A 20074-nucleotide genomic window follows, 5' to 3' on the forward strand; every position below is an offset into this window, starting at 1 on the left:
ACCGAGCAGGCGACCGAACAATTAACCGAGCAGGCGACCGAGCAACCCTCCGACAACGTCACCAATTACTTTTCCGACAACGTCACCGAGTTATTGACCGAGGACGCAATCGAGCAATCCTCTGACAACGTCACCGAATACTTTTCCGACGACGTCTCCGAGCAATTTGCCGAACACGCGACCGAACAATTAAGCGAGGATGAAGCGATCGCCGCCGGCGAGATGGCGGCCTCTTCCCCGGGCGCGACAGCCAACGGGCCCGCCGCACAAAGAGAGCCCGACGCCGGCGACGAAGAGCTGGACCGCCTCATCGCCGACCTCGAGTCCGCCCGCATCGTGCCGCGGCCGGATTACGAAACGATCGAAGGGCCCAGCCTCTCTGCCCCTGTCGACGACATGGTCTCCGAAACCCTGGCCCGCATCTACGAAGGGCAAAAACAATACGACGAAGCCGCCCGGATGTACGACAAGCTGGCTATCCTCAAGCCAGATCGGGCGGATGTCTTCGCGCAGAAGGCCGTCGAACTCCGCACCCGCGCCCACAGCAAATAGTCAACCGCGATGCCGGATTCCCAACCGCCCGTCCGGCTCGTCGCCGGCGTCATGAGCGGCACCTCCCTCGATGGCGTCGACGTCGCCATCGCGCGGCTCGCCGGTTCGGGTCGCGGCATGACGATCGAACTGGCGGCCTTCTCCAGCATCCCCTACCCGACGCCTCTTCGCGACCTCCTCCTCGCCAACTCTGCCCCGGAAACCTCCTCCGTCCGCCACCTCTCGCAACTCAACGTCCGCCTCGCCCACGTCTACGCCGCCGCCATCCGAACCGCCCTGGAACGCATGGAGCTGAAGCCGGCCGACCTCGACCTCATCGGCCTCCACGGGCAGACGGTCCACCACGTCCCGGACGCCGAGGACTGCGCCGGCGTCCCTACCCGCTCCACCCTCCAGATTGGCGACGGATCGACGCTGGCCAACCTGCTCGGCGTGCCGGTCGTCGGGGATTTTCGGATGGCGGACATGGCCCTCGGCGGCCAGGGCGCGCCGCTAGTGCCGTATTTCGACTATGTGTTTTTCGGGGATGATGCGGAGCACCGCGCCCTCCTGAATATCGGAGGGATCGCCAACATCACCGTGTTGCCGGCCGGGGCGCCGCCATCCGAGGTGTTCGCCTTCGACACGGGTCCGGGGAATATGCTCATCGATGCTCTGGCGCGACAATTCTTCGACCGCGCCTTCGACCACGATGGACGCATCGCCGCCGGCGGCCGGGTTCGGGCGGAGCTGCTGGATACGCTACTCGCGGATCCCTACCTGGCCAGGATCCCCCCAAAATCTACTGGCCGCGAGTATTATGGCCGTACTTTTGTCGATTGGTTCGTGGCGCAAGCCGGCCGCGACTGCTCCCCCGAAGACCTCCTCGCCACCGTCACCGCCTACACCGCCGCCGCCGTCGCCGACGCCATCGAACGCTTCGTGTCGCTCCGGATCGACGCCGTCATCGCCTCCGGCGGCGGCGTCCGCAACCCGGTGTTGATGGCCGCCCTCACGGAACGCCTCGCTCCCGTTCGGGTGTCCACGACCGACCAGTTCGGCCTGGACGCCGACGCCAAAGAGGCCCTCTGCTTCGCCGTTCTGGGCCACGAAACGATGCAGCGCGTCGCTACCGGGATGCCGCGGGTGACCGGGGCTACAAAAGCAGCGCTGGCCGGGAAGATCTGTTTGCCGTCGCGTTGAGCGTTTTGGCGTTGAACGTTGATACGTTGCTCTTCCTGATCGGGCGAGCAAGAACCGCTCAGTACCCCGGGACCGTCGCGGTCAGGGAGATCGCAATCGGAACCACGCCACATTGGCGGGCCTTCGCCAGAGTCAATGGAATGGGCAGATCCACGGTCTCAAATTCCACAAAAATATTCGCTTCAACACAGAGCCACGACGCCATTTCGTCTGGCTCTACCGTCTCGACTGGTTCACGCATCAATTGCACCGATATCTGAAACCCTTGCGAAACGGTCAATGTCTCGAACTCCCGCCATAACTCGGCGTCTGGCACATACCGCTTGACACCCAGATCCGTTGAAACCACGGCTTCTCCAAGGTGTTGGCCCCCCACGATATACGTTAATGTAATTCCTGAATCAGGGCCCCACGCCGCGGTACCAAACTCATTCGTCATCGTGCCATTCGGGTCGGAGGCATGTTCGTAGCGGCGCCAGACCTCCCCATCGATGATGATGCTGGCTTCGATCACGCCCCCTACGACATCCCTGGTCCAGATATACAACAACTGAGAACCTTCCTCCGTCCGAAACGAATACTCCCAGCCGTCATGAACCACTTCCCCTGCAGTTCGCCGAACGCATCGAGGTATATCATATAGGCACTGGCTCCGGTCTCGGAGGATACCGCGTACTGCACGGTGACCTTCCCGTCGTCCGCCGGCCCCGAGTCGCACGCGGAAAGCGTCAGGCCGGCCAGTAGGATATAAACGAGTTGTTTGCTCAAGCGCATACCTCACAGGGTGTGTTACCGAACCAATACCATCTTGCCCATTTCCTCCCGTTCACCCGCCCGCAGCGTGTAGAAATAGACCCCGCTGGCGTGGGATCGGGTCGATTGGAAGGCGACCTCGTGGAGGCCCGCGTCCTGGAAGGCGTCGACCAGGAGTTCGACCTCCCGTCCCAGCACGTCGTACACCACGAGGTGCACATCGGTCGACCGGGGAATCAGATACCGAAACGTCGTGGTCTGTGAAAAGGGATTCGGGAACAGCCCCAGGAGTACGGCCTGTTCGGGCCCTTCACCAGGGGGAGAAGCCGGCGCGGAGGGCGAGATCGGCGTATAGGTCTGCGTCAGGTACCGCCCGCTTCGGAGCGGGGCGCCCCCTGGCGCGCCCAGGATCGCCCCGGCATCGATAGGCTGTGGTTGGCCCACGGCCTGGAGGTAATAATAATACGCCTCATCGGGATCGAGTCCCGCGTCGGAATAGGCCGTGGCATCCGCCGGCAGGGTCGCGATGTGTTCGTAGCCGCACGGGATCGATTCATCGTCCAGGCAGCCGTTGACGTAGAGGTTGTCCGCCCATCCTTTGGTGCGGTACACCTCCCAGCGTTCCACGGCCGGGCCTTCGGGCGCCGGCGTCCATGCCAGATCGATGGTGTTCGGTGGCCGGCTAGTCAGGGTGAATCGAGTCGGCGCCCGCGGCGGCTCGGCGATGGGGTAGATCGTCATGCCGTCGCTCGCTTCGAAGGCGTCTCGTGCCCGGTAAAACGTCTGAAACAACGAGTCGCGGGCGCTCAGCACCCACTGGTTTTTGGTCTGATACTCGGTTCCGACAAACACCTGGCTGTAGTCAAACGCGGTCGAGTCGATCCGGCCGTCCCGATTGGCATCGTAGGCGAGGGGTTGGTCGTCCAGGGCTCTCCCGCCGGCTATATAGGTGCGACCGATCTTTGTGGCGGCATCGAAGCTGAGCCCGGCAACGCCCTCCGAGACGGTAATGTTCACGCATTCACCGGGCCCCATGTCGTAGGGACCGTACGCAGAGGTTGCGGCATACCCTCCGGCAATCCGACCCGTCAGTTCGAAGCTGCGCGAAAATTTCCAGAACTGACCGTCCGGCTGGTTCCGATCCGCAAAGTGGGGGTAGACGCGCCGGCAGGGGATACAATCGTATTCCGAGTTCCCGAGCGTCGGGCCGACGATACCCAGGCGATAATAGGCGGCCTGGGTTTCCCTGTCGTAATTCAAGTTACCGTCATTGTCCAGGTATGCCATGACGCTGGGCTGGCCCCGATCGTAAGACGGATCGGTGGGAGAGCGATCGGCATGGAGTGTGGCGCGCCCGGGCATGGTAGCGGCGGCCAGGCGGCCAATTCGGTCGCCGGGGGCGTTTTTATAGGGAGAGGCTCCTGCCGCAACCAGGGGCTTTCCGAGGTCATCGTAGATATCGGAGGAAAAGAAATCCCATCCCGTCCAGGCGTACTGTGCCGTAAAATCTACCGGATAAAGCTCGTGGCCGTCACCCACGACATCATAGACCGTAAAACGTCCCCAGCGATGATCACCCACGGCATCCACACCATTCACGGACTGCTCGGCCGTGCGCCACGCGGAACTATGAAAAAAGAACACCTCTCGTAAAGTTTGACCCGGCAATTCGATCTCGTCATCCGCGTCCATGTTTCCTGTGTTGCAGAACGCATAATCGACGAGATGATAGTTGTCGTGGAATTCGTTTGTGAAGGCATAGGCTTTTCGGTCGACCTGTATACCCATCGATAGATGGCTGACGGAGTGGACCATGCGATCCGCCGCCAGGTCGGGGTCGATCTCGTCCAGACGGGCGTCTTTCTCGAACGAAGGCACCCCGTTCACTTCAACGATCGTGTCCTCGTAGCGCCCGACGAGGGCATGTGCGATACTCGTTGTATGGGCCGATTCCGGGATTTGGTCGCCGGCCCGCGTTCCCAATCGCGCCACAAAATAGGGGTGCGCCCGCCCGCTCGTATCGATCCAATCGCGTACCCCGACCCAGAAAGCGCCTGTTCTCAGGTGCCCCGAATAACGAAGAATGGCGGGATACTCCATCCCAGCCGCACCCTCTCGATATCCTCCCGATGCCGTGTACGCATGGTGATAGGCGCCGATATCCAACCACTGGAGTTCGGCCTGTTGTAGGACGCCGACCCCGTAGGCATTGCTGCGCAGTGTCAGATCGGGCGCCCGATCGTGTGTCACTTCGAGGACATACGGCCCGTTGTTCGCCTCAGTCAACTCGAGGATCGTATACGTCGCGTCCCGGGCTCCCGGCAACGCGGTCGTGCCCAGATACCATTGATAGCGATACCCTTCCCCCGCAATCCCCGAAACCAGGTTGACCTCCGAGCCTTCGTAGAACGCGTTTTGTCGTCTGACGAGCAGGTCGAGGGGGCGTTGGGGGGCATACACAAACGTAAAACCCTGCCCCACATTGGGCAGCAAGGAGTCGAATGGAAGGAGGTTATCCGCCACATCAACCACACGGAGCGCGGGGTTGGAGGCGCTCAGGTCGGGGATGCTGGTGAATAGATTGCCGTTGATACGCAATTCTTCCAGCCGGCTGAGCCCCGAGATCACATCCGTCAGCTCGCCGCGTAGCACGTTCCCCTGAAGATCAAGCACCATTAGAAACGCCAGATCGCCCAGTTCCGGCGGAAACGTCGTGACCCCGATCGCGAAGTTGATGTTATTGTCGGGGATCTCAAGCCGCGTGACCCGCCCGTCCTCTACCGTGACGCCGTGCCACAGTGCAACCGGCCTTGTGAGCCAGTTCGTGTCGACGATCCACTGCTGCCAGTCGGTAGCATTAAAAAAGGCCACCAGCGCCAGCGAATCGGCCACATCGACGGCAGCCGGATGCCCCTCGTCGATCTGGGATACAAGCTCAGGCCGGCCGGCGGGTGAAGCCGATCGATCCTCGGGCGGTACCCATCCGATGGCAAAAAAAACCAGGGGGAGCGCCCAGAACCCGTTTTTTCTATATCCCATCATAAAACACGCATCGCGTCCGGTTAGAGGTCTCAAATAAAAGGATGTTAGGCCCGGATTCCAAGACGTCCACGTCGAACTGCCCTATCGGAACGACACGCCCCGCTTCGAGTGTACAAGTGCGCCTGATCGGGCCTAACGACCCCCACCCGGAACTCCGAACCCGGAACGCCTCATTCCATCCCATGCAGCCCACCGACCCCACCTTTACCCCCGTAACCTCCGTCGGAGAGTTCGGTTTGATCGACCGCATGGCGGCCGCTCTCGGCGATTCCGCCGACCCTGAATTGCTCAAGGGGATCGGGGATGACGCCGCCGTCTACCGCGTCGGCGCCGGCCGCGTACACGTCGTCACGACCGACGCGCTCATCGAGTCGGTCCACTTCGACCGCACCTTTTCCCCCATGCGCCACCTCGGCGCGAAGTCGATCGGCGTCAACGTGAGCGACATTGCCGCGATGAACGCCCTGCCCCGGTACGCCACCATCGCCCTCGGCCTGCCACACGACGTGTCGGTGGAGATGGTCGACGAGTTTTATGCGGGGATGAGGACGGCTTGCGAGGCGTACGGCCTGAGCCTGATCGGAGGGGATACCACCGCCTCGCAGAAGCTGATGATCTCGGTGACGGTGATCGGGGAGGCCGATGAAGACCGGATCGCCTATCGCAGCGGAGCGCAAGTTGGCGATGTGTTATGCGTCACCGGCGACCTCGGGGCGGCCTTCGCCGGCCTGCGCGTCCTGCTCGCGGAACGCGCCCAGCTCCAGCGCGCGGGCGACGAATACCGGCCCGATCTAAAAGACTACACCTACGTCATCCGCCGGCAGCTCACGCCCACCGCCCGCCTCGGCGTGGTGCGCGCCTGGCACAGTGCCGGCATCCGGCCGAACGCCCTCATCGACATCTCGGACGGCCTCGCCTCGGAAATCCAGCATATCTGCCGGAACAGCGCCGTCGGCGCCCTGCTCGACGCCTCGACCCTACCCATCCACGCCGAAACGCGCCGCGCCGCCACCCACTTCGCCCAGGACGCGGACACCTACGCCCTGTACGGCGGCGAGGACTACGAACTCCTGTTCACCATGCCGCCGGACACCCTCACGAAGATGGACCCCGCCACCTACACCGCCATCGGCGCTATCACCGAAGCCTCCGAAGGCGTCAGCATCCAGACTCCTGAAGGCGCCGTCATCCCGCTCGAAAACCGGGGGTACAAGCACTTTGGGGGGAGCAGCGAAGGGGGGTGACGATCAGGCATCAGTACAGGAACGTGTAATTCAACTTGATCAAGAACACGTTCTCGGGGAAGATATCGAAGGTGGTGTTGAATTGATCGTTGAGGGACCGGTCGTAGGGAGAGCGGTTCCAGGGAGCCAGGGGATTCAGCATGTCCTCCGCGCTGCGGCCATGGGTCCAGACCAGGAAAAGCGACGAACCCGGGCGGTACTCCCAGCGGAGCACCACGTTTGATTGCAGACTGCTGAAGGCAAATTCATCGCGCTTCGGGTACGCATCGTACGCGGCCAGGCGGTCTCGATCTTGCTGTATCTGGAAACGATCATACCGTCCACGGGCCGCGAACAGCTGGCTGTACACCTGAAGGGACAGCTTGGGCGTGAGGGTGACGGTACTCCGCAGCGTGAAGTCGGCCGAGCGCGTATCTCGGGCGCCGAAAACCGACACGTAGTAGGTCCCAGCGGAGACCGGATCGACGCCGGCAAACAGGGCATCGAGGAGCGGCGTATTGTCGATCGGGACGAAGTCATTCGGGGAGAGGTCCGCCGGCGGAGCCGTTTCCCGTCCGATCTGCCAGCCACCGCCTGTACGCTGGAAGGTTTCATTGGCCGACCAGGCGGTCACGTCCGTTTCCCAGCCGCCGCGTAGTTCTCCCGACAGGGACAGGCGGGCGCCGGCGTTCCACGTCCCTTCGAAGGCGACTTCTACTTCCCGGCCCCCGTCGTCGAAAAACCGGCCTTCTATGCCCGGTTCTACCACCCAGTTACGCCGTGTGTCCGTCTCGAATTCAGCTTCCGTGGAGAAGCTGGTGGGCCTGGCCCAGGGCAACAGACCACGGGTCTCGAAGATGTCGTACCCGGCGGATAGATTTTCGAGTTCGACACCGATATTAAATCCCTGAAAACCGCGAAACGTCCAGCGGGTCTGTACTTCGATTTCCTGCCCGAGGTCGAGCCCTTCGTCGTAGGAAAACTGCTGGATAAACGAAAACTCCGCGTTGGCCCGGCTAAAGGGACCGAAGGGCTGCCCGCCGCTCAGGTTGTGCTCCACATTCGAGATCAGGGCGAGGAAGTTATTCTCCCGGAGTTGCCCGACATCGTTGGGATTAAACGTGTCGCTAAACACATCGAATCCCGCAAAACCCGTCCAGTCTCCCTGCCGCTTGCGCGCCCAGATCTTGCCGGCAAAGCCCGTCTCCGTATCGGTCGAACTCGTTTTTAGATTTCTGTTTGTGACCGCAAAAAAGCCCTCGACCCCGTACCGGTTGTCCAGCATGCGGAGGTCCCAGTCGGCGCCCGCGGCAAGGCTTTGCAGGTGATCGACGCCGGCCACGTTGGAAGCATCAAAAAGGGTCAGGATCCCGCCGGCCGATGAGTAAGAACCGATTTGTTGACTGGCCCGGACGACGCCAAAGCCTTCCGAGGGATTAAATCGCGCCCCGGTGGCGGCGGCCAACACGCCGAAGGAGAGTCCCGAATTGGTGCGCCCGGACAGCTTCGTCGCGCCGATGATAGGAGCATCCGCCCCGATCCGTCGGGTATATAGGAGCTGGCCCGGGCCGGCGGCGAATTGGTAGATGTTAGTGCCCTCCACAAAAAACGGTCGTCGTTCCTGGAAGAACGTTTCGAAGGCTGTAAGATTCAGCTCGGCCGGATCGGCCTCGACCTGTCCGAAATCCGGGTTGATGGTCGCGTCGAGCGTGACGTTCGGGCCGAACCCGATCTTGAGGTCGCCGCCGGCATCGAAACGTCCGGTGCCGCTCGAACGGCCCGGGTTTTCTTCGCTTTCCCGGGTTTCCAGTCTGCTCACGGTGTACGGAGAGACCTGTATGTTGCGCCGCGGTTTCACGTTCTGGATGCCTTCGAGACGGCCGAATTGCGCCACCAGATTTCCGCGCTGCGTGCGCGGCACATGCGGCCATTCGGACTCCTCTCCGAGGCGGGGGATGGTGCGCATGAAGTGGATGCCCCACGTCTGCGCCGGCACGTCGGCGAAGCGCAGCATGCTGTACGGAATGCGAAGTTCGACGGACCACCCGAGTTCGGTCATGCGGACGTCCGAGTACCAGATGGCATCCCAGGACGGATCCATGTCGTTGGGTGCGTTACTGCCCCCACCGCCGCCGGGACCTCTACCCCTCGCTCCCGAGAGAATGGCATCGAACTGCACGCCGGCCGCATTAACACCGAAAGAATAGGCCGTTCGTCGGTCGAAATACGCATCGATGGAGACCACAAACCAGTCGGCCCTATTGAAGTCGTCGCGCCGGCCAAGCACTCGCTCGATCGCTTCCGGTTCATCGTCCAACAGGATAGCACCCACGTAAAGACTGTTCGCACCGTACAGGACACGCACCTCTGATCGTTGCGTGGCCGGGGCGCCGTCGATGGGGTCGGACTGCCTGAAATCGGTGATGGCGGCGGCCTTTTTCCAGGCTTCATCATCCAGGATCCCGTCGAGCGTTATGGCATCGTCGACGAATAATGCGTTCAGGGCATCCGTCTGGACCTGATCACCAAGTAACCCCTCGCGGGATTGACCCGAGGCGAACAAGCCATCTATCGTGAAACACGAGATCGTGAACAAAAGAAGTGTCTTCGCAAAGATCCTGACTGGCGTGATCATGGCCCTCCATCTGGTGTGATTGCCGCAGCATGCGCTCGGCGTTCTCGGTAACGTTTGAACGAGAGGATGATACGGGCAGGCCTGGTCGTTTATCCCGACGCTGGTCTGAAAAGCACGACAGCGTTTCAAACGACACCGATTGGGATGTCGGAATCGAACTCACCCGGTCGTCAGCAGCCGGATGCTCATCACCGTAATGGCGCGGCCTAACAGGTAGGTGCGATCGCCGGCCACCCGCACCACCAGCGACCCGCCGCGTGGCGAGGCCTGGTAGGCGTTCAACTCTGTTTTCGCGAGTCGTTCGGCCCAGTAGGGGCCCAGGCAGCAGTGGGCCGAACCCGTGACGGGGTCCTCGTCGACGCCAGCGGCCGGCGCGAAAAAGCGGGAGATGAAGTCGTACCTGGGGTCGTCGCTGGCGGCCGTGACGATAAAGCCACGGCCGGGGATCCGGCGGAGCGCCGTCAGATCGGGGTCCAGCTTGCGAAGGGCCTTCGCGTCGGCGATTTCGACGAGGTAATCCATCCGGTTCTTGCCCACGTACGTCGGCTCCACGCCGAGCGCTCGGGCCAGATCGGAAGGCGCCTTGACAGGCGCCGGCGCCTCCGTTGGAAAATCCAACTCGATCAACTCGCCCCGGCGGACGGCCTTGAGCAAACCACTTTTCGTGTGAAACCGCGCATCCCGGGTGCCGGGAAGAAAACCGCGTTCCCATAACACATGCGCGCTGGCCAGCGTCGCATGGCCGCACAGGTCGACCTCCATTGTGGGCGTGAACCAGCGGAGCCGGTAGCCATCTACTTCCTTGGTGAGAAAAGCAGTTTCGGCGAGATTCATCTCGCAGGCGACCTCCTGCATCCAGGCCTCATCGGCCGGCTGTTCAAGGATGCATACGCCGGCGGGGTTGCCTCTGAATGGGGTGTCGGTGAAGGCGTCGACCTGGAAAAGCGTCATGGGAGTGCAATGGGCAACGTGCGAAACAAGAACGTGCTCGCACAAAGGATGAGGCGGGAAATGGGCGGCGAGTAGAAGATACGCGTACTTGCCCCATAACACCACTCATTCCGAAGAGGTACCCACAGAACTCAATACCGGTACTCTAGCGCCGGCGTCAGTGGCGTGTCGGACCCGTAGACCGTCAGAAACAGCCGCATTATGCCTGAGGCAGACGTCCTGAGGGGCACCAGATCGAACGATCGTTCTTCCTGGATGTAGGCCTCGCAAGAGTCCCCGTTAGCGTCGTGGATCAGCATCAGGTCGTAGGCCGGCAACGGAGAGGCGATGGGGGATACTTCGCTGACGATCCTAAAGAAGTGATTTTGGCAGCCGCCGCTGTAACCCACCTTCACGATCAACGAATCGCCCCGGACGAAGGTGGTGTCCGTGGCATAGGGGTCTTGCTGGACATCGTCTGCGTCGCGTTGTTGGATCCGCGCGTCGTCCACTTCGTCGTTCGCGCCGACCGAAGCCGAGCAGGCCGCCAGGGAAATGGCCAGAATGACACTCAATAATCGATGCATGCTCGTAACCGGTATGCAGGAGAAAACCCTTAGACCCCATCGCGCTGGCTGCCATTCCTGGCGAGTGCAAAAATTGCACCGGGCGTCGGGTTACGGCCCCTGATGGGGGCCTAACCCGACCTACGGGTGCTATTCCAAACGAATGCCGCTGGCGTCGGGTTACGGCCCCTGATGGGGGCCTAACCCGACCTACGGCCTGACGCGGTTGACCGGCCTCAATTCACCCTGCCCCGCGCATCCACCTTGATTTCTTCCAGCACCTCGTCGCCCTCGACGAGGTACATCGCGTCGAAATTATTAACGACGACGCAGGCATGGTTTGGGACGACGCGCACGCGGGCGCCGATGTCCAGCGTCGCCCCACCGGGTACGCGGACCCAGCCGTGTTCTTCCGACAGCGCGACGAGTTGCGCGTGGGGCAGGGATTGCATCATCCGGGCGTTATACAGCAGGATGCCGTGGCCCTGGGTGTTGTAGCCGGTGTCCGACGTAAACACCTTCTTGCCAGCGTCCAGAAACAGCTTATCGGCGCCGGTTTTGTCCCGGTGCCGGCTAATGACAGTAGCCTGCACCGTCAACGCACACTCGGCGAGGTTGGCCACGCCGAGGCCCACCTGGATGGCGTCGTTGAAGAGGTAGTTGCCCGGGCGGATTTCGGTGACGGTGAAGCCCAGGTCGACTCGGTTCTCGAAGTATCGCATGGTCGGCGTCGAGCCGATGCTGATCTCGAAGCGGCCGGCGCCGGCGGCGTCCGCGTTGGGGTCGATGAGCCCGAGCTGGTAGAGGCGGCCGGCGTAATCTAGCATCCGATCCCGTTCTTCGGCGCTCACGCGGCGGAGCGCCTCCTCGGGGGATTCGGTAATTTTAGGGCCCTGGTAGCCGTGGCCGGCGTGCGTGAGGATGCCGCCGAGGCGCAGCCCGGGCAGGCGGCTCACCCGTTGCGCGAAGGTGACGGCGCGCGGATGGTCCCAGGGCACGCCGCAGCGGCCGTAGCCACAATCCACCTCGATGAGCACCTCCGCCGGGCGCCCGTGGCGGGCAAAAAAGGACGATGCGGCATCGGCGCCTTCGTCGGTGTCCACGCAGAACGTAATGCGGGCGCGCTCCATGAGGACCAGCAGGCGGGCGAAGTCGCGGTCGCTGACGGGGGTATAGGCAACACGGATGTCCTCGAAGCCGGCCTCGGCGAACACCTCGGCCTCGCCCACCTTTGCCACCGTGATGCCGCTCGCGCCGAGGTCGCGCTGGCGCCGGGCGAGGCGGATCGATTTGTGCGTTTTGGTGTGCGGCCGGAGGGCGACCTGCTGTCCCCGGGCCTTTGCCTGCATGCGGCGCAGGTTCGCGTCCAGGCGGCGATCCTCAATCAGAATCGCCGGCGACGGCAGGTCATCGAGATGCATGGCTGTAGGGGATTACGAGCGCCGGGACGTGCCTACTTGCCCCATGCTCACCCGCAGGCGAGCGCGTTCCAGGGCACGTTTTGCACGCTCTTTGTCGGCTTCGGTGCCGGAGGTGAGGAGCGCCAGCGCGCGGGCCTCGGAGGCCTTTGCCCGTTCGATGTCGATCGATGACGCCGGCTCCGCCGCTTCGGCGAGAATCGTGACGGTATTATTGAGCACTTCGACAAACCCGCCCGTCGTGGCAAACGCGATGCGTTCACCACCCGGCGTAGTGACGTAGAGCGGCCCGATGTCTATGGCCGCGATCATCGGCGCGTGGTTGTGGAGCACCTCGAACGTGCCCGCCACGCCCGGCGCCCGCACCCGCTCCGCCTCGCCGCGAAAAATACTGCCGCTGGGGGAGACGATATCGACGTAGAATGATGGCATGGTTGGTGGGCAGGTTGCAGGTTGGCAGGTTGCAGGTTGGCAGGTTGGCGGGTTGCAGATTGGCAAGATTCTCCACTATCGAGAAACCTGTAACCTGTAACTTGCCAACCTGCAACCATTCAGCCCTCGCTGAGCATCTTCTCGCCGGCGGCGATGACTTCCTCGATGGCGCCTTTGTAGGCGAAGGCCCCTTCGGGGTAGTGATCGAGTTCGCCCTTGAGGATCATCTTGAACCCGCGGATGGTGTCGTCGATCTTGACGTATTTGCCGGGGAAGCCCGTGAACTGCTGGGCGACGAAGAACGGCTGCGACATGTAGCGCTGGGCGCGGCGGGCGCGGCCCACCACGAGCTTGTCGTCGTCGCTGAGTTCGTCCATGCCGAGGATGGCGATGATGTCCTGCAGTTCCTTGTAGCGCTGGAGCAGCTGCTTGACCTCCTGCGCCGTGTTGTAGTGGTCCTCGCCGATGATGCGGGGGTCCAGGATGCGGCTCGTGGAGTCCAGCGGGTCAATGGCCGGGTAGATGCCCAGCGACGCGATCTGGCGGGATAGCACCGACGTGGCGTCGAGGTGGGCGAAGGTCGTCGCCGGCGCGGGGTCCGTGAGGTCGTCCGCTGGCACGTAGACGGCCTGCACCGAGGTGATCGAGCCGGACCGCGTCGAGGTGATACGTTCCTGCATTTCACCCATCTCCGTGGCGAGCGTCGGCTGGTAGCCCACGGCGCTCGGCATGCGGCCGAGGAGGGCCGACACTTCGGAGCCGGCCTGGGTGAAGCGGAAGATGTTGTCGATGAAGAAGAGCACGTCGCGGCCGCCGAGGTCGCGGAAGTACTCGGCGATCGTCAGCCCCGAAAGGGCCACGCGGGCGCGGGCTCCGGGGGGCTCGTTCATCTGGCCGAACACAAGGGCAAGGCTGGAGTTTTTCGTGGCCTCGAGATCCACCTTCGTCAGATCCCACTCACCCTTCTCCATCGCATGGTTGAAGGCATCGCCGTAATCCACCACGCGGCTCTCGAGCATTTCGCGGAGGAGGTCGTTGCCCTCGCGCGTGCGCTCGCCGACGCCGGCGAATACGGACAGACCGTCGTGCGCCTTGGCGATGTTGTTGATGAGCTCCATGATGAGCACCGTCTTACCCACGCCGGCGCCGCCGAAGAGGCCGATCTTGCCGCCGCGTGCATAGGGCTCCAGGAGATCCACCACTTTGATGCCCGTCTCGAGCATCTCCGTCGCGGCCGCCAGCTGGTCGAATGGCGGAGGCGGCATGTGGATGGGCCGGCGCTCCGTCACCTTCGGCTGCGCGATGCCGTCGATCGCCTGACCGACCACATTGAAGAGCCGGCCGCGGATCTCGTCGCCGATCGGCATCGAGATGGGCTGACCAGAGTTGTTCACCTTCGCGCCCCGGGTGAGGCCGTCCGTCGAGTCCATCGCGATCGTACGGACCCGATTCTCGCCCAGGTGCTGCTGCACTTCGAGCACAAGCAGGCCGGCGTCGCCGCGGTCGATCGTGAGGGCGTCCAGAATATCCGGAACGGCGTCTGCGGGAAATTCGACGTCCACAACGGGGCCGATGATCTGGACGATGCGTCCCGGGGTCAAGGTAGCGGTAGCTTCCATCTGGAACAGACTTCTATGACTGACACAGCACGCACGATCGCAGCACGCGTCGATCCGTTTACGACGCCGGGAGGGCGGTAGCATTCGGCCAGCAGGATCGGCTATCGAGATCCTGCCAGCGGGGAGCTGCCGGCTCTCTGGAAATGCGACCTGGATAACGGCCAGAACAACCGACTCGGGTCTCCCCCTGTACGAACGGCGGGCGCCGCGGGCGACCCGCCTCCTCGCTGGACGTGCGAACTGTCAGCAACATGAATAAAGAGCGCGAAAAACAATGCGTTTCCTCCTACTCGTTCCTGCCCGATTGGATCTCTGAGGAGTTGGAAATTTTTTCGAAACCGAAACAAAAACAGCAGGAGCCACACCAGATGGGATGGGGTGCGGCTCCTGCATGTTGCCTGGTCAGGGTCTGGGATGTGCTCAGGGGGAGGTGAAAACGGAGTTATTTAAGCGCGTGACGTAGCGACCGTCAGAAACCGTCCATAATCCAGGTTCCCAACCCGTAGAGACACGTAACTTCGTGTCTCCCTACAGGCCGCGCGTACCGTCGGTTACTTCAACAACACCATCCGGCGTGTTTCGGTGAAGTCGCCGGCCTGGATTCGGTAGAAGTAGGCGCCGCTGGGCAACGACGCGGCATCGAAGGTGACGGTGTAGACGCCGGCCGCCACGGGGGCATCAACAAGCACGCGCACTTCGCGGCCGAGGAGATCGTACACGGCCAGCCGAACGGGAGCGGTCTCGGACACCGCGTACTGGATTCGGGTGGAAGGATTAAAGGGGTTCGGATAGTTCTGCGCCAGTTGGAACGCTGCCGGCGTCGCTGCCGGCGTCTCTGCCGCGACGATGGCGACCGAAGAGGCCGCCTGCTCGTTGATCTGAAGCTGCGCCGGCGTGTTTTCCAGCGCCGGCCGGCCAGCGAACCGCACTACCGCCAGCGTGTCTGCCCCCAGACCACGGGGAGAGGCGAGGACGATCCGAGCGCCGTACGCGGAGCCACGAAACGCCGCGCTGACGCCCTGCCCGCCGCCCTCGACGAGGCCGATCGGGGCCGCATCGGACGGCGGGAGATCTACCGTAAGCGACCGAACGACGCCCGACGGCGCGGCGCCCATCAGGGCGACATGGGTTTCGCCATTCCGCTCCACCGGCCGGCCCCAAGCCAGGCCGATCGCGGCGGCTTCGCGCTGCTTTTCGGTGGCACAGCCGGCTTCGGCCGGGAAACAGTCGGTATAGCCGGCGACCAGCTGAAGCACCATCGCCCCATCGAAAGCGGATACGCTGCCGTTGGCCGATACGTCGGATGCCTCCAGGCCCGCGCCGGCGAGCACATTGGTTTCGGAGGCGTGCTGGAGGATCCGAGCCGCGTCGTACGCGGTCACCGCGCCGTTCTGCGTCGCGTCCCCGAACAGAATGGGCCGGATCGTCACGGTTCCAGACGTCCCGGTCGCCGTCGGCGTGCCTTCATTGAGCATGATGCTGCCGAAGGCGACGTTCGTGGCACCCAACGTGGCGCCGGCCACAAAACGCAGCCGGGCGATGGCGCCAGCGCCGACTACGGCCTTCACGCCGGCGGCTACGATGGAGACGGCGCCAGGCGTGTCGTTGTTGTAAACGAGCGTCATGCCGGCGTGGTCCGGCCCGCTCAAGGTTCCGTCCAGTGCGATGCTTTGCAGGGTCAACTTAGCGGCATCGTAGGTGAGGGCGATGTTAAAGGCCGTGACATTGAGGCCCGTAAGGTCGCTGGCGACGACATCCACATCAAATACCTGACCCGGACTCGCCGAGGCGGGGGTGAGCGTGAGGGTGGTCGCCTGCTGGGCCCGTGCCGGCCGAGCTACCGATGGGGTGATCGATGCCGCAATCAAAAGGAGAAGGGCGATTGGTATCGCCGCGAGTCGCCTCGAAATCCGTAACATACAGGATCCGGATGGTTCGAAAATCGGAAGCCGGTGGCGGGTGAAACGGAGGGTGGAAGTTCAGCTGCTACCGGGATAGGTGGTGATCTGCCAGAGGCGAGAAGCAGGCCAGAATGGCCACGGCGTTTCTCAATGACCCGCGTGGAGGCGCCTTCTACCGCCGAAAAGCCGCTTAAGGAAGCGGAATCGCGGCCGAGGCCCTCCGGCACGACCCGGATCTACCCGCCCCGATCGCGCCGAACCGGCGCCAAAAGGAAACGAGGGGTAACCAAAGGTAATCGGACGAGGCGGTGGAGCCGGCGATGCGGGCGGCGTATCTTGGCATGCCATATCCATCCTCATCCGCCATCCCATCATGCGCGCCCGCACCGCTCACGTCACAGCCTGTCTATCTACCTGCTGGCTTCTGCTCCTCCTGCTATTCCCGCTCGCTGCGTGGGCCGACGATCTCCCCACGATCGAAACCAAAACCGCCGGATTCGTCCGCCAGGCCGGCTTCCTCCCGCTGTACTGGGATGCGGATAAAGGGGAATTGTGGATGGAGATTGGGATCTGGAACCAGGATCTGCTCTACGTGACGTCGCTGCCGGCCGGCCTGGGATCAAACGACATCGGGCTCGACCGGGGGCTGGTGGGCAACGAACAGGTCGTCCGCTTCACCCGCGTCGGCCCGAAGGTGCTGATGGAAGCCCCCAACCTCCAGTTCCGCGCTATTACAGACAACGCCGCCGAACGGCAGGCCGTTGCGGATGCATTCGCGACGAGCATCGCCTGGGGATTCACGGCCGCCGCCCAAACCGGCGACCGGGTGCTGGTGGATGTCACGCCGTTTGTCCTCCGCGATGCGATGGCGGTGACGCGGACGCTGAGCGGCCAGAACCAGGGCGCCTTCCTGTTGGAAGCGTCGCGCAGCGCCGTCTACCTGGATCGCACGAAAGCCTTCCCGGAGAACACGGAGTTGGAGGCGCAGCTCACGTTTCTGTCCGACAACCCGGGCCGGTACGTCCGCGACGTCGCCGCCGACCCGTACGCCGTCACCCTCCGCATGCGGCAGTCGTTTGTCCGCCTCCCCGAACTCGGCGCCTACACGCCCCGCGCCTACGACCCGCGCTCGGGCAGCTACGGGATCGAATTCGTCGACTACGCGACACCGGTCTCCGAGCCGAAGGAGCAGCGGTATGTCGCGCGTCACCGGCTCGAAAAGGTGGATCCGAACGCCGACATCAGCGACGCCGTCGAGCCCATCGTCTATTACCTGGACCCCGGCACGCCCGAGCCCATCCGAAGCGCGCTGCTCGACGGCGCGCGTTGGTGGGAAGAGGCGTTTGAGGCGGCCGGCTTCCGGAACGCCTACCGCGTGGAGATGCTGCCCGACACGGCCGACGCGATGGACCTCCGCTACAACGTCATCCAGTGGATCCACCGCTCGACGCGGGGCTGGAGCTACGGTCGCAGCGTCGTCGACCCGCGCACCGGCGAGATCCTCAAGGGGATCGTGAGCCTCGGGTCGCTGCGCGTGCGGCAGGACTATCTCCTCGCCGCCGGCCTGCTCTCGCCCTATGAAAACGGCGATGGCCTCCCCCCTGAATCGGACCCGATGCTCGCCATGGCCCTCGCCCGCCTCCGCCAGCTCTCGGCCCACGAGGTGGGCCACACGCTGGGGCTGATGCACAACTTCGCGTCGTCGGTGAACGACCGGGCGTCGGTGATGGACTACCCCGCGCCGGTCGTCCGCTTCACGTCCGACGGGGAGATGACGCTGGACGAGGCCTACGGGGTGGGGATCGGCGCCTGGGACATCGTGTCTATCCGGTACAGCTATGCCCAATTCCCCGCCGGCGCCGACGAACGCGCCGCGCTGAACCGCATCCTGGACGACGCCGCGGACGCCGGTCTGAAATATATCGCCGACACCGACGCCCGTGCGCCGGGCGGCGCCCACCCGGGGGCGCACCTGTGGGACAACGGGGCGGACCCTACCCTGACCCTCGAGCACGACCTGCAGGTCCGCGCCCGGGCCCTCTCGCGGTTTGGACTCGGCAACGTCCGCGCCGGCCGGCCGCTGGCCGAACTCGAAGAGGCGCTTGTGCCCATCTACCTCTGGCACCGGTACCAGGTCGAGGCCGTCGCCAAACTCATCGGTGGGGTCGATTACAGCTACGCCCTCCGCGGCGACACGCAGAGCCTGCCGGAAGCTATCCCGGGCATGCGCCAGGAGGATGCGCTGGATGGGCTCTTAAAAACCGTCCTCCCTTCGGCCCTCCGCCTCCCCGAGAACCTCCGCACCCAGCTGCCGCCTCGCCCGCCGGGCTTTTCGGCGCACCGCGAACTGTTCGACGGCCATACCGGGCTGATGTTTGATCCGTACGCGCCGGCGGAGGCCGTCGCCGCGCTGGTTTTTGGGCTGATCCTCCACCCCGAACGCGCGGCGCGCCTCGTCTATCAGAACGACTTCGACGACGCCCTCCCTGAGCTCCGCGACGTCCTCACCCGCGTGTTCGACACCGTGTGGGACGTCACCACCGCCCGCGACGGCTATGACGCCGAACTGCAACGCCTCGTGCAGCAGGTGTGGACGGACGCCCTGATGGGCCTGGCCGTGAATCCGAACGCTCCTTACCCTGTCCGCGCCCGGACGCTGCTGCATCTGCGGGAGATCCAGGTCTGGCTGGGACAAAACCGCGGCCGCGACCCCGAAACCATCGCCCACCGCGACCTCGTCTACGACGACATCGGGCGGCTCATGACCCGGAAGTACGAGGAAATGGAGCAACACCCGGAGCTCGAGACACCCCCGGGCTCCCCCATCGGGCAAGGCGGCTTTCTGGATCGCGTGCGCCGGCGGGAGGCGCTGCTGGAGAACTGGGCGCCGGCGGAGGTGTGGTGTGGGCAGGAGTGAACGCTGCCCTTTCCTTGGTCATCGCGAGCCGGTCCGATGAAATCGGACCGTGTCGAACGACCTCCCGATCGTTCGGGCGGTCTACTCTAAAAGAATTTCTCTGTTAATCGGAACGTGCCCCCGACCTGAAGGACGGGGGCTATTATACCGAGTCGCGCTGCGACGCGTGAATCGACGTGTGGTATGCGTAACGTCTCTACATAAGATGTTATCAACGGCCGCCATGCCCAAATTCCAGCTACTAGTAAGCTTGACCCTGATGGCCTGCGCCGCCGCCCACGCCCAGGTCATCCCCGACACCCTCGACAACCGGCGGTATTTCCCGCTCGGCGTGGGCAACGAGTGGCAGTACGTCGAAACGGATTTTCATTCCGCTATTCCCTCGTATCAGCGTCATCGGATCATTGCGGATACCCTGGTCGATGGGAAGCAGTATTTCAAGTATATCGTCGAAGGCTTCGAGTCGACGAGATAGCGCCCACTTCGACTCGGATCGTTTCGATCTATCCCAATCCCGCCACGTCCACTGTCACGATCGGCTACACAGCACCCCTCGGCGCGGCTACCCGGCTTGAGGTGTTCGATGTGCTGGACCGACGCGTTGATCGTCATTTCCTCGTCGAGCCTGGCGTTGAGGCGACTTACGAGCTGGATATTTCGGACTGGCCGGCCGGGATGTATCTCGTCAGGTGGGTCGGTGTTGCTGGTTTGACGAAAGCCACCCCGTTCTTGAAACGGCCCTGATGGCGGTATTTGTCGGGGTGACGCGGGAGACCGCGCGGGGGGAGAGACGGACGTGCGGTCACGCCGGGTTACACGGCGCGGGAAGAGGCGATCGCGGCGGGACGCCGGGTTACACGGCGCGAGAGGGACCGGCGGACGTGCGGTGGCGCCGGGTTACACG

Annotated in this window: 14 protein-coding genes; 5 read left to right on the plus strand and 9 right to left on the minus strand. The window is 63.5% G+C overall.

What is annotated here, in order from left to right:
- Both SH809_15440 and SH809_15445 read left to right on the plus strand, forming a co-directional pair.
- A partial coding sequence (locus tag SH809_15440) for a hypothetical protein (GenBank protein MDZ4701102.1) occupies positions 1-552 on the plus strand: 552 nt, incomplete at its 5' end.
- 9 nt (positions 553-561) lie between these two features.
- Positions 562-1734, plus strand: a complete 1173-nt coding sequence (locus tag SH809_15445; protein MDZ4701103.1) for an anhydro-N-acetylmuramic acid kinase — start codon at positions 562-564, stop codon at positions 1732-1734.
- 58 nt (positions 1735-1792) lie between these two features.
- Here the strand turns inward: SH809_15445 and SH809_15450 are convergent, their stop codons facing one another.
- Together SH809_15450 and SH809_15455 are read right to left on the minus strand one after the other, a co-directional pair.
- Positions 1793-2248 carry a hypothetical protein gene (locus tag SH809_15450; protein ID MDZ4701104.1) on the minus strand — a complete coding sequence of 152 codons (456 nt, stop codon included), beginning with the start codon at positions 2246-2248 and terminating at the stop codon, positions 1793-1795.
- 275 nt (positions 2249-2523) lie between these two features.
- Positions 2524-5529 (minus strand): T9SS type A sorting domain-containing protein, encoded by a 3006-nt coding sequence (locus SH809_15455; protein MDZ4701105.1) that lies wholly within the window; start codon positions 5527-5529, stop codon positions 2524-2526.
- Positions 5530-5711: 182 nt separating this feature from the next.
- Here SH809_15455 and thiL point away from each other — a divergent pair, with 182 nt between their 5' ends.
- Entirely contained in the window at positions 5712-6773 is a 1062-nt protein-coding gene (gene thiL / locus SH809_15460) for a thiamine-phosphate kinase (protein MDZ4701106.1), read from the plus strand.
- Positions 6774-6783: 10 nt separating this feature from the next.
- Here thiL and SH809_15465 read toward each other — a convergent pair whose 3' ends face one another.
- The 7 genes from SH809_15465 to SH809_15495 form a co-directional block, all read right to left on the minus strand.
- Positions 6784-9387, minus strand: a complete 2604-nt coding sequence (locus SH809_15465; protein ID MDZ4701107.1) for a DUF5916 domain-containing protein — start codon at positions 9385-9387, stop codon at positions 6784-6786.
- A 159-nt stretch (positions 9388-9546) separates the two neighbouring features.
- Positions 9547-10338, minus strand: coding sequence for a PhzF family phenazine biosynthesis protein (locus SH809_15470; protein MDZ4701108.1), 792 nt, complete (start codon positions 10336-10338; stop codon positions 9547-9549).
- Positions 10339-10469: 131 nt separating this feature from the next.
- The gene (locus SH809_15475; GenBank protein MDZ4701109.1) at positions 10470-10904 is read right to left on the minus strand and encodes a hypothetical protein; all 435 of its coding nucleotides are present in this window, start codon (positions 10902-10904) and stop codon (positions 10470-10472) included.
- A gap of 215 nt (positions 10905-11119) precedes the next feature.
- Complete coding sequence (locus SH809_15480) at positions 11120-12304, minus strand: alanine racemase (protein ID MDZ4701110.1); 1185 nt, start codon at positions 12302-12304, stop codon at positions 11120-11122.
- A gap of 12 nt (positions 12305-12316) precedes the next feature.
- Entirely contained in the window at positions 12317-12733 is a 417-nt protein-coding gene (gene atpC, locus SH809_15485) for an ATP synthase F1 subunit epsilon (GenBank protein MDZ4701111.1), read from the minus strand.
- Between the two features lie 119 nt (positions 12734-12852).
- Positions 12853-14334 carry a F0F1 ATP synthase subunit beta gene (gene atpD / locus SH809_15490; protein ID MDZ4701112.1) on the minus strand — a complete coding sequence of 494 codons (1482 nt, stop codon included), beginning with the start codon at positions 14332-14334 and terminating at the stop codon, positions 12853-12855.
- 569 nt (positions 14335-14903) lie between these two features.
- A complete protein-coding gene (locus tag SH809_15495; protein MDZ4701113.1) occupies positions 14904-16220 on the minus strand; it encodes a T9SS type A sorting domain-containing protein in 1317 nt (438 codons plus the stop codon).
- Between the two features lie 406 nt (positions 16221-16626).
- On the opposite strand from SH809_15495, the gene SH809_15500 reads away from it, so the two are divergent.
- Positions 16627-19170 carry a zinc-dependent metalloprotease gene (locus SH809_15500; GenBank protein MDZ4701114.1) on the plus strand — a complete coding sequence of 848 codons (2544 nt, stop codon included), beginning with the start codon at positions 16627-16629 and terminating at the stop codon, positions 19168-19170.
- 223 nt (positions 19171-19393) lie between these two features.
- A complete protein-coding gene (locus tag SH809_15505) occupies positions 19394-19645 on the plus strand; it encodes a hypothetical protein (protein ID MDZ4701115.1) in 252 nt (83 codons plus the stop codon).
- Positions 19646-20074 lie beyond the last annotated feature (429 nt).

It is taken from the genome of Rhodothermales bacterium, from assembly GCA_034439735.1.
Lineage (GTDB): Bacteria > Bacteroidota > Rhodothermia > Rhodothermales > JAHQVL01 > JAWKNW01.

Excerpts from the sequence above, each read along its gene's own strand:
- SH809_15445 (MDZ4701103.1), top strand. The coding sequence starts at position 562 with ATGCCGGATTCCCAACCGCCCGTCCGGCTCGTCGCCGGCGTCATGAGC.
- SH809_15455 (MDZ4701105.1), bottom strand. The coding sequence starts at position 5,529 with ATGATGGGATATAGAAAAAACGGGTTCTGGGCGCTCCCCCTGGTTTTT.
- thiL (MDZ4701106.1), top strand. The coding sequence starts at position 5,712 with ATGCAGCCCACCGACCCCACCTTTACCCCCGTAACCTCCGTCGGAGAG.
- SH809_15465 (MDZ4701107.1), bottom strand. The coding sequence starts at position 9,387 with ATGATCACGCCAGTCAGGATCTTTGCGAAGACACTTCTTTTGTTCACG.
- SH809_15470 (MDZ4701108.1), bottom strand. The coding sequence starts at position 10,338 with ATGACGCTTTTCCAGGTCGACGCCTTCACCGACACCCCATTCAGAGGC.
- SH809_15475 (MDZ4701109.1), bottom strand. The coding sequence starts at position 10,904 with ATGCATCGATTATTGAGTGTCATTCTGGCCATTTCCCTGGCGGCCTGC.
- SH809_15480 (MDZ4701110.1), bottom strand. The coding sequence starts at position 12,304 with ATGCATCTCGATGACCTGCCGTCGCCGGCGATTCTGATTGAGGATCGC.
- atpC (MDZ4701111.1), bottom strand. The coding sequence starts at position 12,733 with ATGCCATCATTCTACGTCGATATCGTCTCCCCCAGCGGCAGTATTTTT.
- SH809_15500 (MDZ4701114.1), top strand. The coding sequence starts at position 16,627 with ATGCGCGCCCGCACCGCTCACGTCACAGCCTGTCTATCTACCTGCTGG.
- SH809_15505 (MDZ4701115.1), top strand. The coding sequence starts at position 19,394 with ATGCCCAAATTCCAGCTACTAGTAAGCTTGACCCTGATGGCCTGCGCC.